The 16,240-nt window shown below is 40.3% G+C and carries 13 protein-coding genes; 2 read left to right on the forward strand and 11 right to left on the reverse strand.

The genetic code is table 11. The features are described from left to right. Positions 1-25: 25 nt before the first annotated feature. The 4 genes from TR08_RS04655 to TR08_RS04670 all read right to left on the reverse strand — a co-directional run bounded on the left by TR08_RS04655 (position 26) and on the right by TR08_RS04670 (position 5,549). Entirely contained in the window at positions 26-2,383 is a 2,358-nt protein-coding gene (locus tag TR08_RS04655) for an FdhF/YdeP family oxidoreductase (protein WP_045516141.1), read from the reverse strand. 155 nt (positions 2,384-2,538) lie between these two features. After that, on the reverse strand, positions 2,539-2,901 hold the full coding sequence (locus tag TR08_RS04660) for a DUF2294 domain-containing protein (protein WP_045516143.1): 363 nt from the start codon (positions 2,899-2,901) through the stop codon (positions 2,539-2,541). A 95-nt stretch (positions 2,902-2,996) separates the two neighbouring features. Continuing rightward, the gene (locus TR08_RS04665) at positions 2,997-4,268 is read right to left on the reverse strand and encodes an L-lactate MFS transporter (RefSeq protein ID WP_045516144.1); all 1,272 of its coding nucleotides are present in this window, start codon (positions 4,266-4,268) and stop codon (positions 2,997-2,999) included. Between the two features lie 573 nt (positions 4,269-4,841). Next, on the reverse strand, positions 4,842-5,549 hold the full coding sequence (locus tag TR08_RS04670) for a DNA alkylation repair protein (RefSeq protein ID WP_045516146.1): 708 nt from the start codon (positions 5,547-5,549) through the stop codon (positions 4,842-4,844). A gap of 336 nt (positions 5,550-5,885) precedes the next feature. Here TR08_RS04670 and TR08_RS04675 point away from each other — a divergent pair, with 336 nt between their 5' ends. Continuing rightward, on the forward strand, positions 5,886-8,918 hold the full coding sequence (locus tag TR08_RS04675; protein ID WP_045516147.1) for an efflux RND transporter permease subunit: 3,033 nt from the start codon (positions 5,886-5,888) through the stop codon (positions 8,916-8,918). 194 nt (positions 8,919-9,112) lie between these two features. Here the strand turns inward: TR08_RS04675 and TR08_RS04680 are convergent, their stop codons facing one another. Together TR08_RS04680 and TR08_RS33540 are read right to left on the reverse strand one after the other, a co-directional pair. Further along, positions 9,113-10,045 carry a DUF7916 family protein gene (locus tag TR08_RS04680; RefSeq protein ID WP_045516149.1) on the reverse strand — a complete coding sequence of 311 codons (933 nt, stop codon included), beginning with the start codon at positions 10,043-10,045 and terminating at the stop codon, positions 9,113-9,115. 125 nt (positions 10,046-10,170) lie between these two features. Further along, entirely contained in the window at positions 10,171-10,302 is a 132-nt protein-coding gene (locus TR08_RS33540; protein WP_274520992.1) for a hypothetical protein, read from the reverse strand. A 249-nt stretch (positions 10,303-10,551) separates the two neighbouring features. Between TR08_RS33540 and TR08_RS04685 the strand changes: the two genes are divergently transcribed. Beyond that, on the forward strand, positions 10,552-11,169 hold the full coding sequence (locus TR08_RS04685; RefSeq protein ID WP_045516151.1) for a hypothetical protein: 618 nt from the start codon (positions 10,552-10,554) through the stop codon (positions 11,167-11,169). Positions 11,170-11,307: 138 nt separating this feature from the next. On the opposite strand, the gene TR08_RS04690 is transcribed toward TR08_RS04685, so the two are convergent. The 5 genes from TR08_RS04690 to TR08_RS04710 are packed head-to-tail and all read right to left on the reverse strand — an operon-like array spanning position 11,308 to position 16,187. Beyond that, on the reverse strand, positions 11,308-12,048 hold the full coding sequence (locus TR08_RS04690; RefSeq protein ID WP_045516153.1) for a nucleoside phosphorylase: 741 nt from the start codon (positions 12,046-12,048) through the stop codon (positions 11,308-11,310). Further along, positions 12,020-12,682, reverse strand: a complete 663-nt coding sequence (locus TR08_RS04695; protein WP_045516155.1) for a sulfite oxidase-like oxidoreductase — start codon at positions 12,680-12,682, stop codon at positions 12,020-12,022. Before TR08_RS04695 ends, TR08_RS04690 begins: the two co-directional genes overlap by 29 nt. Before the next feature lie 20 nt (positions 12,683-12,702). Next, positions 12,703-13,620, reverse strand: coding sequence for an ABC transporter permease (locus TR08_RS04700; RefSeq protein ID WP_045516157.1), 918 nt, complete (start codon positions 13,618-13,620; stop codon positions 12,703-12,705). Next, complete coding sequence (locus TR08_RS04705) at positions 13,607-14,683, reverse strand: ABC transporter permease (protein WP_045516159.1); 1,077 nt, start codon at positions 14,681-14,683, stop codon at positions 13,607-13,609. Before TR08_RS04705 ends, TR08_RS04700 begins: the two co-directional genes overlap by 14 nt. Beyond that, complete coding sequence (locus tag TR08_RS04710; protein ID WP_045516160.1) at positions 14,649-16,187, reverse strand: ABC transporter ATP-binding protein; 1,539 nt, start codon at positions 16,185-16,187, stop codon at positions 14,649-14,651. The genes TR08_RS04705 and TR08_RS04710 overlap by 35 nt, the downstream gene beginning before the upstream one ends. Positions 16,188-16,240: the final 53 nt, after the last annotated feature.

Below are 16,240 nucleotides of genomic sequence, written 5' to 3' on the forward strand. Positions count from 1 at the left end.
GTCGCCTCTTTCCTGTTTTTTTCTATTAACTAACTTCTGTTTCAAGGTCTTCAATTGGCTTTTCTTGATATTGAGTGTCTTTACGAGCGTTATACCGCTCGGCTTTTTCAACATTTACTGTAATGTTGTAATCTGGGATTCCTGCAAACTTCTCGTATCTGCCCCGCGGCAGCAAGAAGTTACCTTCTGGGAAGTGTACTTCTAAATTCCCAGGTGCAATATCAACGAACTTCGCAGTACCTTGGAAGACACCAAAACCGTTGTATACAACTATACCTTCACCCTCAGCGATGCTTAATTTTTGACCATCAACAGGACTCATTAATACGTCATATCGTCCTGCACCGTTTAATGGGTCAACTTCTTTATACACCATCGAATTAAACTGTTTTCCTCGACGGGAGGTAATGATAAACTGTTCTGGCTTTTTATTTAAATCTGGAATTTCAACTGGAATTAAGGTTGCTCTGCCATCTGGTGTTGGACAAATCCCATCTTCACATAGCCAAGCTCCACCCCACTGGAATACGTCCCCTTGCTTTTTCAAGTGCTGGATGCCTTCATAATCCGGATTTGCTTTCGCAATCTCCTCTCGAATCGCAAATCCATCGGCAAAATCAACCAAGTGTGCTGTTTCTGGTTTTACACGCTTAGCAAGGTCAATGTATATCTTCCATTCAGCACGGGCTTCTTCAATTTTATTTTTGTTACCTGAAATTTCAGGTGAAAAGTAAACCATCCGTTCTGTGGACGTGCTCGTCCCGCCGTCCTCTTGCTCATAACGAGTTTTTGCGGGCAGTATGATAACCGCTTCTTTTGCATCAACTAATGTGGAGGTATTTAGTATAATATCTTGATGCACACGAATTTCGAGCTCAGATAAGGCATATTCAATGAAATCTGGATCTGGCATCGTTTCTAAAAAGTTTCCTCCAGATAAGTAGTATAGCTTCATTTTCCGTTCATGGTTTTCTGGAAGTACGATATTTTCCAAGGTCACACCAACAATATCTCCCTGCCATTTTGGAAGCTCAAAGGCCCATAGTTTTTCCATTCTTCCCACTGTCTTCGCATCCCAGCCGCCGCCAGGCAGCACGAATGGATCTGCTCCCATTTCACCGCTTCCCTGAACACTGGAGTGTCCACGGAATGGCATGAGACCAGCGTGTTTTCTCCCTAAGTGTCCACGTAACAGTGCCAGATTTGCCACTTGTGAGATATTATCCGTTGCAAAGGAGTGCATCGTTAGTCCAAGCGCCCATGCATACACAGCATTTTTACTGTTTGCTAAAACTTCAGCTAATTCAATAATCCGTTCTTTTGAAACACCTGAAGATTCAATAATTTCTTCCCAAGATTGCTCCTGGACTGCGCTCTTTAGTTCTTCATAGCCGTTCACATGTTCTTTTACATACTCATGGTTTATTGCTGAGCCATATGCTTTTTCTTCCATGGTAAACCAATGCTTCATTATTCCATGCATAAAGGCAATATCTCCTCCGATATTGACCTGGTAGAAATCATCGGCAATTTTAGTTCCGAATAATGCAGACTCAGGATTTGAGGGAATCCAATATTTATCCATTGCCGGCTCACGGTATGGGTTGACAACGATGATTTTGGTTCCTTTTTTCTTCGCTTCAAGCATGTATTTTGATGATACAGGTGAAGAGTTTGAAGCTACACTCCCCCAAAACAATAAGACATCGGTTCCGATCCAATCCAAATAATTGGATGTGGAAGCCCCTACTCCAATCGACCGTTTTAAAGCAGTCTTACTTGGAGCGTGACAAATTCGGGAAGCGTTATCAATGTGATTTGTTCCAAGAAAACGGGCTACTTTTGCTGCAACATAATAACTCTCATTGGTAATTCCACGAGCAGTTAGATAAAACGAATATTGCTTTGGGTTCAACTTTTTCATTTTATTAGCTATTAAATCCATAGCCTCATCCCATTCAATCCGAGAAAATTTTCGTTCTCCTTTTCTGCGGATCATGGGATAAGGAATTCGACCAAGCTTTCGGAGCTCAGTACTATCATATTTTCTTAATTCATCAATATCAGCATGAAGAATTTCTGGATTAATTGCAGGCATTGTATTTAGCCTAAGTACATTCATACGTGTCGTACAAACATGTGGTCCTTCCAATGTCTGATCATATAAACCAGATACACCAAGTGCGCACCCGTCACAAACACCTTTAGTTATAATGTTTGTCGCATAACCTATATTATCTCGATTATCCCAAGCGATTTTCATGGTATCACGAATATGTTTTGGCTTTATTTTTCCTAGTCCAAACGGGATTGGACTTACCCAATGTTCAGGAGCCGGTAATTTTGCTTTTTTTTGTGGTCCCGGATGTAATGTTTTTCCCATTTCTATTTCCTCCTCTATCGTTCCCAGTTCTAAAAAAACCAATTAAAAAACCACCAAGGAGAGCATCTAATACTGAGGTGAATTCTCCGAGGTGGTTAGTCTTTAACAGGTTCGCTGTCAAGTGCCAACAAGATATAGTTGGGTAGAAGTAATCGTTACAATTCTTTAAACTTTTTTTCAATATCTTGATCAAAAACGAATATGGACATCCCTCTGTCATCTTCAATATCAATATCGACAAATACATAGAGGAAGCTTGCACCCAGCAGTTCCTCCATTTCTATAGGATGGTTTTTCTTATAAATATCTTTGACCATTTCCGTACGTGCAGCACGGAGCATTTGTTTTCCATCATCTGCAGTCGCAATAAATTTTTCAATCGGTGATAAGTTTCCTTCTAATTCACAAATCGCCCAGCATTTACAAAAGGTTGTTCTCACTTGACTTGGACCTTTTCCCATATGACGTTTTCGATATGCGCGAACAATATTACTAAATTCTGCTTCATATTTATTCACTTTAATTCATCTCATTTCACTTACTTTTACTTCTTATATTCACTGTGTCAATGTTGTTTTCATTGGATAAGTATACAATATAATCAGCCAGATTACTAACTTGCTTGATTATTAAATGATGAGTGAACAGCTTGTTGTTCTTTCAATTTCTTAATATCTAGTCGAATGAGCATTGAGATGATAAAGGCGACCACGAATAATCCTGAAAAAAATGTTAAGCTGCCTGAGTAGCTTCCTGTTGTATCCTTAATCCATGCAGTAAATAAGGGACCAACGAGTCCTGCTGCTGCCCATGCAGTTAAGATGTAACCATGAATGGCTCCCAGCTGCTTCGTCCCAAAAATGTCTCCAATAAATGCCGGTATGGATGAAAAGCCACCGCCATAACAGGTGTAAACGACAATTAACATCCCCATAAACAACCATTTAATCGATACATCAGGAAGGAAAAAGAAGATGACCATCTGTAGGACAAAGAATGCCGTGTAGGTAGTAGGTCTGCCTATAATATCAGAAAGACTTGCCCAGCCAATTCGACCTAGACCGTTAAATATTCCAATTGCTCCAACAAGGGCTGCTGCAGCGGCCATATCAATTCCGATGCTTTCCATCGCAAGCGGTTTAGCAACGGCTAAAATTGCGATACCGCAAGTAATGTTTATGAATAACATCATCCACAAGTACCAGAAACGTCTTGTTTTTACAGCCTCATTGGCCATAAGCTGTGCTAAATCGATCTTTGGCTTCGCTTTTCCACTTTGAATTTTTTCCTTAAAGCCTTCTGGCATCCACCCTTCCTCAGGCTTCTCAAGATAAAGAGAAGAAAGTGTCATAATGACAAAATAAGAGCTTCCTAAGATATAAAATGTATTCGCAACACCTACTGAAGCAATCAGCGAGTTCATAATTGGGCTGCTGATTGCAGCTGCGAATCCAAACCCCATAATCGCGAGTCCAGTAGCAAATCCACGTCTATCCGGGAACCATTTTACCAGCGTTGATACGGGAGAAATATAGCCTACCCCTAAGCCAATACCGCCAAGTGCTCCATAGAAAAGATATAACAACGATTTTGAACCTAAGTTAACTGCAAAACCAGAACCTATGATGCCTATACCAAAGAATGCTGCTGCAACTAACCCCGATTTTCTTGGACCATGTTTCTCAACAAAGTGCCCCATGAAAGCTGCGGACAAGCCTAAAAATAAAATTGCAATACTAAATGTTAGGGCCACTTCTGAATCAGTCCAGCCAAATAGATCTTTTAGCGGGGCTGTAAAATTACTCCATGCATAGACGGAACCAATTGAAATGTGAATTCCGACCGCAGACAAGGCAATTAGCCACCGGTTTTTTCTCTTTTTCATTAAGATCTCTCCCTATTGAAACCATTTTGATTAAACAGATTCGTGAACAAAAATAAAAAACCGTCATAAAGATTCATTTCATCGATTCCAAAAAAGACGGAATCCAAAAAGAATCCTTACAACGGTTTGCCTTAAACAGGGACGCTGTTAAGTACCAACAGTTATAATTATGTAACCCATAATATTAGATTAATCTCTCTTAACCGATAAACAGGTTCGCTGTTTCGTATTAAAAGAGTCTCATATTTTAAGATAAAAGTTATATGTCACAATTTGTTCACAATTTATTTTTATAATAACATGGTAGCGAATTCAATACAATAGATAATATTTTCAAATCTTATTCTTTGCATTCATGCAGTACTAGAGTGATCCTTTAATAATTGAACTAGTTACTCCCGTCATTAACTCAAAAAAAGGTATTAAAAAGTAATGGGTCATGCAATAATGTCTGCATGACTCATTTTTTTTATGATTTTATTTAACTAGTGTAGACTATTTGTTTTAAGAAAATCCGGGTCGCTCCAGTCAGTAGGATTAAAATGTATCAGACTATTTGAACTACAAACTATGCTAACACCTTACATATTTGCGTTTGAATCCAAGCTTCCCTCTATCCATTTCCTTTTGAATATTTTCGGAGGCAACCAGAATACTGCTTTTTTTCTTGTCCCGCTTGACTTCGACTGGGCCTACCGCCTCTGCGGTTTCAATCGCCATTTCATGGAGCGGTAAATATGATATCCCGACTGTGTAGAGAAAATTATTCATTGCGGATTTTGTTCGCTCAGGAGAATCGTGAATCGTATTTTTCACCTGTTCAAGCATAATCGCCAATTTGCTTGAACTAAATTCAGTGTCCGGGCGATTCCCCAAAAGCCAGCAATAACAGCTCCAGCCTGCTGACATTCTAAGTTCTTCACCGCTTGCGATCCATTTATCGGCAACATCTTGTGCAATATCAGCTTCTGACAAAGTCACAGCGACCACGTAATCGGACAGCATATAAAAATAGGCACCGTCCATCCAACGCTCAAAATCTGCCTCCGTCATTATCATTGGATCCGCAATGATGCCGGCAAAATACATGGCATCATAGTTCCCGGTGGCGTAAAGCTGCTCGGCTAAAGGCTGATTTTTCTTGATTTTCTTTGCGATCGGCTTCATTGCTCCTGTAGCCACGCCAAAAAGCGGCTCGTGTGCACCATTGCCTATGTACATCTTTTTCATTCGTTCCTTGCCGAGCGCCTCCAATTCCTGCATAACCATTTCGAAATCCATCGTTTTGCACTTCCTTCCTCTATCATCTTACCCAACATGCCCATCTTAATATAATTCTTGAACATGGTTCCATTATCCTGCCACATAGTTACCGCTAAGACTTAAGTCGTAGAAAAAATTCAGTCTCCTCAAAACAAGTCAAATATGGGATATTTAGGTAGTCAAAAAACACTACAAAAATTTTTTAAAAAGGCGGTGTTGATCAAATTCATTATCGAATTTTATTAAGAGATTGTAAATCCCTTGATATTTAATGGTAAATATTGGGCAAAAATTTCAGAATTATGTTACGATTCTACTTGGACTTTATATCTATTGCAAAGGGGAGATGTTTCTGTGTCAGTTTTCACGAAATGGGCTTTTCGGAACAAAGCCGCTGTATCATTGATGACAATATTAGTATTAATCATTGGAGTTGTTAGTTATTTTAGATTACCCATGGAGTTCTTGCCATCAGCAGACAATCCGCAAATAACAATTATTACAATGGGGCAAGGAACCGATTCAAAATCAATGGAAGGTGATGTCACTTCTCCTATCGAGCGAGCGGTTACCGGAATAAAAGGAAAGAAATCGATTTATTCCACAACAGGAGACGGCTTTTCCAAAGTGGATTTATTTTTTGAAGCTGGCTCCGACATGAAACAGGCAAAATTAGATGTTCAAGAGGCTTTATCGAATGTGGCATTTCCAGCTTACATATCAAAGCCAATCGTTTCGCAGCTAAATACTTCCATGATTCCCATCTCTAACATCGCTGTTACCTTTAAAGATGGTCTCACAACCGAAAACCTGGCATTTGTAAAAGAAAAAATTGAACCATTATACAAAGAAATTGACGGTGTTTCCCAAGTTCAAACATATGGCTTGGTTGATCCTGTTATCTCAATAAAAATTGACAATCAAAAGTTAGCCGAAAACCAGGTATCCCTACAAACTGTGCTGGGAATTCTTCAAGGTCAAAACACTGCTCTTGCAATTGGCGAAAAGAATATTGACGGAAAAACAAGCAATATTAAGGTGATTGGCGACCTATCAAGTCTCGAAAAACTTAAAAGCCTACCAGTTGCACCAAACGTAACCCTTGATGATATCTCATCAATTGAGGAAACAAAACAATCCAATTTTCTTAACCGTTTCGACGGGAGCGAAGCATTAAGCATCAGTATTACGAAGGACAGTAATTCAAATGCTGTGACGATTAGTAAAGAAATCGAAAAAGTAACAAAGGAAATTAACAAAAAATACGATACACAAGAATCTACAATCTATGTTGCCTCTGCTGATATGGTTGAAACATCGGTTCAAACGATGATGAAAGAAGTCCTTCTGGGTGCTTTATTTGCTACGATTGTCATTATGATCTTTTTACGTAATATTAGAACAACGTTTATTACGATCGTTTCCATCCCGCTATCACTTTGTTTTACCTTGTTCTTACTGTCACGTTCCGGGGTAACGTTAAATATTTTAACACTCGGCGGGGTTGCGGTTGCCGTTGGGCGGCTTGTTGACGACAGTATTGTTGTTATTGAAAATATTTACCGCAAAATGCAAACAGAGAAATTTTCAGTTCAAATGGTAATTGATGCAACGAAACAAGTTGGTGTTGCGATTACGGCCTCCACGCTAACAACGGTCGCGGTTTTCCTTCCAATGAGTTTATTAAATGGAGGACTTCAAGAATTCCTTTTACCTTTCGCTTTAACCGTTACCTATTCATTGCTCGCTTCCCTTCTTGTGGCATTGACAGTAGTTCCGTTGATGAGTGCGGGGTTGTTAAAAAATACAAAGCTTCCTGATCATAAACCTGCCGTTCGCTTTCCAAAAGCAGTTAAATGGTCTTTAAATCATAAATGGATTGTTTTTACGATTTCCTTCCTTTTGTTTGCCGGATCAATAGGTGCTTACTTTGTCGTACCAAAGGGTGCAGTTGACAATTCTTCTGCTGACTTTGTTTCAGCCACCTTGAAATACCCAAATGATACGCCTTTTGAAACGGTCAAAGAAGAGGCAATTGAGCTTGAAAATTCGATAGCTGAAATGGATGAGGTTGAATATATTTTTAACCAAGTTGGTTCATCGGCTGATTTCGCTCAATTTGGCCAAATCGGTTCTCCAACCGAAGCGGTCATAAGTATACTTTTAAAAGATAAAGATGATACAGATAAGGTTTTAAAAGAAATTGAAAATAAAAAGGACGACTATAAGGATGCGGTATTAGAAGTCGCCACGGCTTCATTTATGATGGGTGGATCGGCAACCAATATTACCATCGATGTTATTGGTGAGGATGTCAATCAACTGGAAAAAACTGCAAACAGTATTAAAGATATAGTATCGGATATTGATGGGGTTGAAAAAGTAACAACGAATCAAGAGGAAAAGAAAACCGTCTACTCTTTAGTCGTAGATCCTGCAAAAGGGAATACACAGCAAATTGCCCAGCAGCTTGGTGTCATGTTAAATCAAACACCACTTGGAACGATCACGGTAAATGAAAAACAAACGACCGTTGTTCTTGAACCTTTACTTAACACAGAAACACAGGATGATTTAAACAATATTCCGATTATGACAGAAAGCGGAATGGTTCCGGTTTCCGAGATAGCCACATTACAAAAGGCTGAAACTTCAACAAACCAATTCCATAAGGATGGGGAAACGTATCTACAGGTCACAGCAACCGTTGATCCTGCTAAGCTCTCTGAAATCTCGACTATGATTAACCTAGAATTATTCGGAGATCAAAAAGGCAATAAAGGAATGGAGCTTCCAGATGATGTCGAAGTTCTCGTTGGAGGAGCAAGTGCCCAGCAAATGGAGGATTTTACCGATCTTTTCTTAACGATGCTTATTTCAATCGGAATTGTGTTCTTGATTATGGTTATTACGTTTAAGTCGATTAAAGCGCCAATCGCGATTTTAACCTCCCTCCCGCTTGCGGCCATCGGTGCGATATTAGGAATCTTAATCAGCCGGATTTCAGTTGATATCACTGCACTACTTGGAGCGCTTATGCTTATTGGTATTGTTGTAACAAATGCGATTGTTCTGATTGACCGGGTTAGACAAAATGAAGAAAAGATGACGATTCGCGAAGCGATTGTTGAAGCGACTGCTACCAGGATGCGGCCGATTATGATGACCGCAATCGCAACGATTTCTGCGATGATTCCACTCTTGTTTAAAGCATCTCAGAGCGGAAGCTTGGTTTCACAAAGCTTGGCGGTTGTCGTAATTGGTGGGCTGGCTCTCGCTACACTCTTGACGTTGATCGTCATCCCATGTGTGTATGAATTATTGTATTTTAAAAAATCAAAGAAACAAAGAATGTCAGAATCAACAGATCAGCCGATTCAAATGTAAAAAAAGTAGCAGTCACCTTTTTGATAAGTTTCCAATAAAGTAGACAGAACGTATCTGTTATTCAATATCAAAAATCCTAAAACATGCAAGAGATGAATAAAAACTTGCATGTTTTAGGATTTTCATAATTTTAGAAAATAAACAAAAGCCCCTGATCGTGATGAACGCCAAATGGAGGGAAAATAAGGATGCTTTTATCTTAAGGCAGATGCGGCCATTCTTATATATGTATGTCTTTTACCCCTGACAGTAATCGAAAGTGTCTGAATATTTTCCGGTAATGCCATACCAGAATACCCAGCATCCCCTATATGAAAAATATCGACTCCTGCTCTTTTAGAGCTTAAAGCGATTGCCCGTATTGTTTCTTCATCGGCTCCTTCTTGGCTTGTTCCAATTGCAGCAAGGGTTAATGCCCCTTTATTTTTAACGATTTCAATTGCTTTAGCAAGAGCTTCTTCACGAACTCCAGGTACTGTTCCTGGTGCAGGAAAAAGTATGACATCAGCGCCTGCCTCTGCAAAACGTGACACCGCCTCATAATCAAATACGCTTCCTTCCGTTCCAGCATTATGCATTTTACCCGCTATGATTAGTCCTCCAAAATGTTTATTCGCCAATGTAATTGCCTGTTCAATTTTCTCATTCGTAACCCCCGATTTTGGGTTACCAGTTAAACAAATAAAGTCACATCCTAAATGCTTTGCCATCGCCAGCGAATTTTCGGTAGCTGTACGCCCTTCCGGCAATGAATGCAATTTTTCTAAAGCATTAGCATGCGGATCAACAGGTTCAAGATTGATGCCGACTGGCAGACCAGTTAGTTCTTTTATTATTTTAATAATTTTTTCATCTGCTTCACTTTCTGAAGCATTTGGTTGAAATCTGCTGTATGATTCCACCCCTTGTACCCTAGGATTCATCACATCAAACATGTTCAGTAATATCATGTCTGCTCCGAATGCCTTCATCACTTCTGGGTTTGATACCTCTGGAAGCAACGGTTGAGATGTCACTACTGTTTCAGCAATAATCGTTCTTCCTTCTGCTGCCAAAATGGCCTGTTTTAATTCCTTTTTACCCATTTGCCGAAAATCTGATCCTCTACAATCTAATATTCTTTTCATCTCATTCACCTCTTCTATTTAAGCTAGATTCGTGTTTCTACAGTAGATATGCTTCCCCAATTTCTTAAACATATTTTCTTGTCATTTCATTTGGTCGTGTATTATCTTCTTAACTCCTGCTACTTCTAGTTCAGCAGCAGGACACATCCTAAAAGAAGTCCAAGTAACAAATGTATCTCTTGATTATTATACCAATCTAATAAAATAGGAACATCGCTCATTTCCAAACGCCTGACGAATTCATATACTACCCTCATTTCTAAACTAAACTCCTATTATTTGAGTTTATCATAATAAATATTTCACATACTGTAATAAATAAAGTTAACATAATAGTATTATGTTAACTATTTCTTTGTTTAGGGAACTATCTCTAGCATTTCAGAACTGTGCAAAAAATTTATCAGTCACCCTTAAATTTTTTTGAAATGGGAAATGGTAAAGATGTTGATATCTGAATATATTTAATATTACGTTTAACAAACAACAAATAAGGGGTCGTTATAATGAATGGGCAGCTAAATAATGAGATAGCAAAGGAAACGAGTACAAATCGTTGGGCCAGGTTCCCTCGGAATTTAGGTATTAGTTTTATGGCAGCTGTTTTTTCGGGGATTATTATAGGTCTTTTATTGCGGCTCGTGATGGGAATTATTGCGATTTTCTTCCCCCATCTATCAAGTGGGTTTACACTAAGTGGTACTCTTTTATTAGTAATCCTTGGTATTGCCGTAACATTAGCCAACAGTATTATTTACACCGTTATTTTTCAAAAATCAGGAAAAACCTGGGTATCAAAGGGCATATATTTTGGTTTGTTGAGTTTAGTGATTTATGGCACACCTTTGTTTTTGTCAAATCCCAACAACGAATTATTTGGCCCCCAAGCTCCACTAGGCGTTTCTTTATTTTCGGCAATGTTCTTTATTGGAGCTCTCACTCTTGTCTACTTCATTGATACGATTACCAAATGGGTTGACCAATCGAATGGAAGGACGAAACTTACTTATGTATGTTTTGCGATTCTAGTCATACCTGCATGCGTCATGCTGATCAACATTATTGCCGAGTTTTTCTATGAAATGCTGCCGAAAATCATTACTAACCTCTCACAGGTATTGTAATAGAACCCCAGACATATATTCAGGAAAAAAGCCGACTCCTCCTTCCAATAATCCGCAAGGAGAGTCGGCTTTTTTTATCTTTTCAACTTTTATTACCGAAAACTAATAGTCTAATAGTGGACTTCTTAACTTCGCCCCTTATAACGCTGTAATCGCATCCAGTGCTATTTTCATTTCTGCTTCCACTGCATTTGAGACCAAGTCATTGTGTGGATTGTATTCGTCTCGAAGCTCTGCATCTGCATAACCATCAATCGCTAGAATCGCTCCTGCTTGTACCCCTTTTAAAGCGGCAATTACGAATAATGCGGAGTTTTCCATGTCTACTGCTAATACTCCTGCCTTTTTATAAAGCTGATGTGGAAATTCGAGAACCCCTGAATAAAAGGCATCAAGTGTAAGGGTAATCCCTTCTTTTACAGGAATATTTTTTCCTGCTGCATTGGATAATGCCTCGACAACTTTCCGGTCTGCCACTGCTGGGAATCCAGGAGGGACAATTTGTTTCGTTAATCCATCACAGCTCACCGCCGCGGTGCTGACCACAAGGCTGCCCGGTGTAACCTCTTTTTGATAAGATCCTGCTGTTCCTACTCGAATGATGGATTGTACGCCACCCATGATTAGTTCTTCAAAACATACCGCGGCACCAGGTGCTCCAACACCGTGGCTGACCACTGCTACTTGTTTTCCATTCCAGCTTCCGCTGTACGTGTGGTACTCGCGATTTTGTGCTAGTTGAACAGGATTATCCAATAAATCAGCTATCATTTTCGCACGACCTGGATCCCCGCATACTAGAACGCGTTCTGGTAATATATCTGATGTTAATTTTAAATTTGGCAGTTGTTTAGTCAAAGTCTTTTCGCTCCCATTCATCTTCTGGTATTGGCAGGTCTTCTCCGGAGAATCTTTCCTCTTTAAACGGATCACCATTGATATGGAAACCGTTTTGCTCCCAGAATCCCGGCTGGTTTTCGTTAATAAACTCAATTCCACGTATCCATTTTACACTTTTCCAAAAATAAAGATGCGGTACGACCAGCCTTAACGGCCAGCCATGCTTTTCCGTTAAAGGCTCTCCTTCAAAAGTATGTGCTAGAAGTACATCCTCATTAAGCAGATCCTCTAAAGCAATATTGGCTGTATAATCATGGTCCGCATGCAGCATTACATACTTACTTTTAGGAGTCACTCCTATCTCCTTTAGGAAATCACTGAATTTAACACCGGTAAAGCTATTGTCAAAACGAGACCAGCGCGTTACACAGTGGATGTCCACGTTGATGGTCGACTGTGGCATTTGTTTGATTTGGTCATAAGAGAGAACAGCCTCTTTGTCGACTTCGCCGAACACCTTTAAATCCCAATTTTCCATATCATACACTGGCACGTCGCCTTCATGAAGAATTGGAAAACGTTCTGTTAATGCCTGACCTGGCGGAAGACGTTTTGCGAGCTTAGGATCAACTGCCGGAACTCGCGTCTTTTTAATTCTTTCTGCTTTATTCATAGTTTCAATCCTCCTTGTCCTTACCTAGAGCTTTGCTGTCCTGAAAGCTGAGAGTCCGCACCGCGATCCTTTAGGAAGAACATCGCAATGATGGTGATTATATAAGGCAGCATCGCTGTAAATTGGGTTGGCATCGAAAAACCTTGAAGTCTAATACTCAACGCATCCATTAGCCCAAATAATAAGCTTGAACCAACAATACCTATCGGGTGGGATTGACCTAACATCATTGCCACAAGAGCGATGAAGCCACGTCCAGCCGTCATCCCCTCTGTAAACATAGTTACCTGTCCCAGTGAGAGCTGGGCACCTGCCAAACCGCAAAGTATTCCACACGCGACAATGGCTCCATATTGTAAAACGGTAACCTTTAAACCGAGGCTTCTGGCAGCTGCTTCATTTTTCCCAACCGCAAGAACTCGGAAGCCTGTAACGGTGCGGTAAAAGAAAATGTACAACAAAATTCCTGCTAGAAAAGCGATATAAACAAGTGGTGAGTGCCCGGATAAGAGCTTCCCAACTACTGGAATCCCTTCAATCACCGGGATGTCCAGCTTCGGAAGTCCTTCCATGTTTTTATCATAAAAGGCACCCTTCACATCGAAAATGGCGCGAAGTCCAAACGTGGTCAAACCTAGTACTAAAAAGTTAATAGCAATACCTGCTACAATCGGGTTTGCTTTCAAACGAATGGCGGCTAAGCCAAATAACAACGAAACAAGGACGGATCCTAATGCACCGACTAAAACAGCCACAAGCACACTGCCACTATAGTAATTTCCAACGATAGCGGAAAATGCACCTGCTAAAATTAAGCCTTCAAGACCAACATTAAAGATTCCAACGCGAGCACATAGGGCTCCTCCTAAAGCTGCCAAAAGAATAGGACTGATCATTCGAATCGCTGACGTAAAAAAGGAGAGATCAAGCAGCTCCATGGATGTCACCCGCTTTCTTCTTTACTTTCCACCAATTCATGGTGATTTTTGCTGTAACAAATAAGATAAGAACTCCTTGAATGACACTGGCAATTTCAAGCGGAACCTCGGTATTTCGTTCCATTCCCATTGCACCAGTTTGAAGTGCTGCAAGCATGATTGCGGCAACCGCAGTACCAAGTGGGTTAGAGTTTGCCAACAGTGCTGCCATTAACCCTGTCCATGCATAGCCTGGTACAGTCAAGGAACCTTCTACATATCGATATTGTGATCCGAGGACTTCTACCGTCCCAGCTAGACCTGCGATTCCGCCGCTAAAGAACATGCTGAAGAGGAGAACTTTTATTTTATTAATCCCACCATATTCAGCAAAGAACGGGTTATATCCAAGCATTCTAACTTCATATCCTGCAGAAGTGAATCGCAGAATAATATATAGAATTATCGCTAAAACAATCGCAATTACAAATCCCATATGAACACTCATACCTTGGAATAACTTAGGAAGCCATGCCGCCTGATCAATCATATGAGTCTGCGCTAGTGCAGCCGATCCACTTTTGTCTTGAAACGGACTCGAAACTAAATAACCGGCAAATAAAACCGCTACATAGTTTAAGAGTAACGTAGAAATCAATAATTGTACTTTGAATCTCGTTTCCATCCATCCTGCTAGGAGCGACCATAAGCCCCCTGCTAAAAATCCAGCCACTAATGCAGACAGCATTTTGATGATTCCAGATCCTGGAACATATAAAGCGGCAAGTGCTGCACTCACAGCACCTAAAACCATTTGTCCTTCTGCTCCCATATTGAAGACACCAGCACGAAAGGCAATCGCCAATCCTAACCCTATCAATATAATGGGTGTGGCACGAGCAAGCGTGGCGGTAACAAAGTAAAAGTTTCCGAATGCGCCGTCCCACATAACTTTGTAGGTTTCCAAAACAGATGCGCCTACTATACTAATGGCAACCGCCCCTGTCAGGAGCCCAATCAACACGGCCGTAAGAGGCTGTACCAACGATCTAAGCAGTTGTTGTAGTTTTCGTTGAAGATTCATTCTCGTTTCCTCCTGCCATAAGTACACTTAATCTCTCTTCCGTTGCATCATTTCGATCAAGGATATCGACAATTTTCCCTTCATACATAACAGCAATCCGGTCTGATAGCGTCAGTATCTCCGTTAACTCCGACGAAACGAGAAGGATTCCGTCTCCATTATTTCTTTTTGCAATGATGGCTTCATGAATATATTCCATCGCGCCGATATCTACACCACGGGTCGGTTCTGCGGCAATGAGAAAATCAGTTTCAAATCCTAGTTCACGAGCGACAATTAATTTCTGCAAATTTCCACCTGATAGGTTTCCTGATTTTTCATCTAACGAAGTTGTTTTAATTTCAAAGCGTTCTATCCATCCTCTAACAAGCTTGCGGAATCCATTAAGTCGAATAAAGGAAGATTGATTGAACTTTTTCTTTCGATAATAGCCCATCAATCCTGTTTCCTCGACCGAAGCTTCCTTCGCAGCTCCCCATAGGTAACGGTCTTCCGGAATATGAGCAAGTCCCGCATTTCTTATATATGCTACGGATTTGCCATTCAAAATTGTCTCCCCTAAGCGTATGCTGCCACTGTCTATTTTTCTTAAGCCTGATATCGCCTGAATCAACTCTGACTGACCATTCCCCGATACTCCGGCAATCCCGACAATTTCTCCACGGTTTACGGTTAAGGATAGATGGTCCAAGATTGGTTTCGCCTCTTTAACACCAATGTTAAGATTGTCGATTACAAGAAGTGGTTCTCCTTCTAATTGATTTCGGTCGGTTAGCTTTTGGAGCTCACGACCAACCATCAGCGTCGCTAACTGTTCGATATCCGTATTTTGTTTTAGTACATTTCCCGTAACCTTGCCATTTCTTAAAACCGTAATTTGACCTGATACTTTCATCACTTCAGGAAGCTTATGCGTAATTAAGATAATGCTTTTCCCTTGTTCTGCTAAAAATTGAATTGTTTTTAAAAGTTCCTCGACCTCAATTGGAGTTAATACCGCTGTCGGTTCGTCAAGTATAATAATATCTGCACCCTGATATAACACTTTTAATATTTCAATTCGCTGCTGTTCTCCTATCGAGCAATCTCCTGCTTTTTTCAAAGGATTCACATGAATTTTATACTGTTCACTCAGTGCCTTTACTTTTTCAGCAGCTTCTTTTCGATCAAAAAAACCATTTCGCTTCGGTTCATGACCAATCACAATGTTTTCTGTTACAGAAAAATCAGAAAATAACATAAAGTGCTGATGCACCATGCCGATACCATTTTCAATCGCATCAAGCGGTCCCGAAAATTTAACCGTCTTCCCGTTCAGTTTTATTTCTCCGCTCGTCGGCTGTTCAAGACCGTAAAGCATCCGCATGAGGGTTGTCTTGCCGGCACCGTTTTCTCCAACAATGGCCAAAACCTCTCCCTTTTTTAGCTGTATCGAAACCTCGTCGTTAGCGAGGAACTCACCGTACTTTTTGGTCATTTCCTTCATTTCTAACCGATAGGTCATCGTTTTCCCCCCTTTTAAAAATGGAAACCGACTACAATGTGCAGTCGGTTTAC

Origin of the sequence: Neobacillus niacini (assembly GCF_000759675.1) — a bacterium.
Lineage (GTDB): Bacteria > Bacillota > Bacilli > Bacillales > Cytobacillaceae > Neobacillus > Neobacillus niacini_A.

Excerpts from the sequence above, each read along its gene's own strand:
- TR08_RS04670 (WP_045516146.1), bottom strand. The coding sequence starts at position 5,549 with ATGGATTTCGAAATGGTTATGCAGGAATTGGAGGCGCTCGGCAAGGAA.
- TR08_RS04690 (WP_045516153.1), bottom strand. The coding sequence starts at position 12,048 with ATGAATGGGAGCGAAAAGACTTTGACTAAACAACTGCCAAATTTAAAA.
- TR08_RS04710 (WP_045516160.1), bottom strand. The coding sequence starts at position 16,187 with ATGACCTATCGGTTAGAAATGAAGGAAATGACCAAAAAGTACGGTGAG.
- TR08_RS04685 (WP_045516151.1), top strand. The coding sequence starts at position 10,552 with ATGAATGGGCAGCTAAATAATGAGATAGCAAAGGAAACGAGTACAAAT.
- TR08_RS33540 (WP_274520992.1), bottom strand. The coding sequence starts at position 10,302 with ATGAGGGTAGTATATGAATTCGTCAGGCGTTTGGAAATGAGCGATGTT.
- TR08_RS04655 (WP_045516141.1), bottom strand. The coding sequence starts at position 2,383 with ATGGGAAAAACATTACATCCGGGACCACAAAAAAAAGCAAAATTACCG.
- TR08_RS04680 (WP_045516149.1), bottom strand. The coding sequence starts at position 10,045 with ATGAAAAGAATATTAGATTGTAGAGGATCAGATTTTCGGCAAATGGGT.
- TR08_RS04700 (WP_045516157.1), bottom strand. The coding sequence starts at position 13,620 with ATGGAGCTGCTTGATCTCTCCTTTTTTACGTCAGCGATTCGAATGATC.
- TR08_RS04665 (WP_045516144.1), bottom strand. The coding sequence starts at position 4,268 with ATGAAAAAGAGAAAAAACCGGTGGCTAATTGCCTTGTCTGCGGTCGGA.
- TR08_RS04705 (WP_045516159.1), bottom strand. The coding sequence starts at position 14,683 with ATGAATCTTCAACGAAAACTACAACAACTGCTTAGATCGTTGGTACAG.
- TR08_RS04695 (WP_045516155.1), bottom strand. The coding sequence starts at position 12,682 with ATGAATAAAGCAGAAAGAATTAAAAAGACGCGAGTTCCGGCAGTTGAT.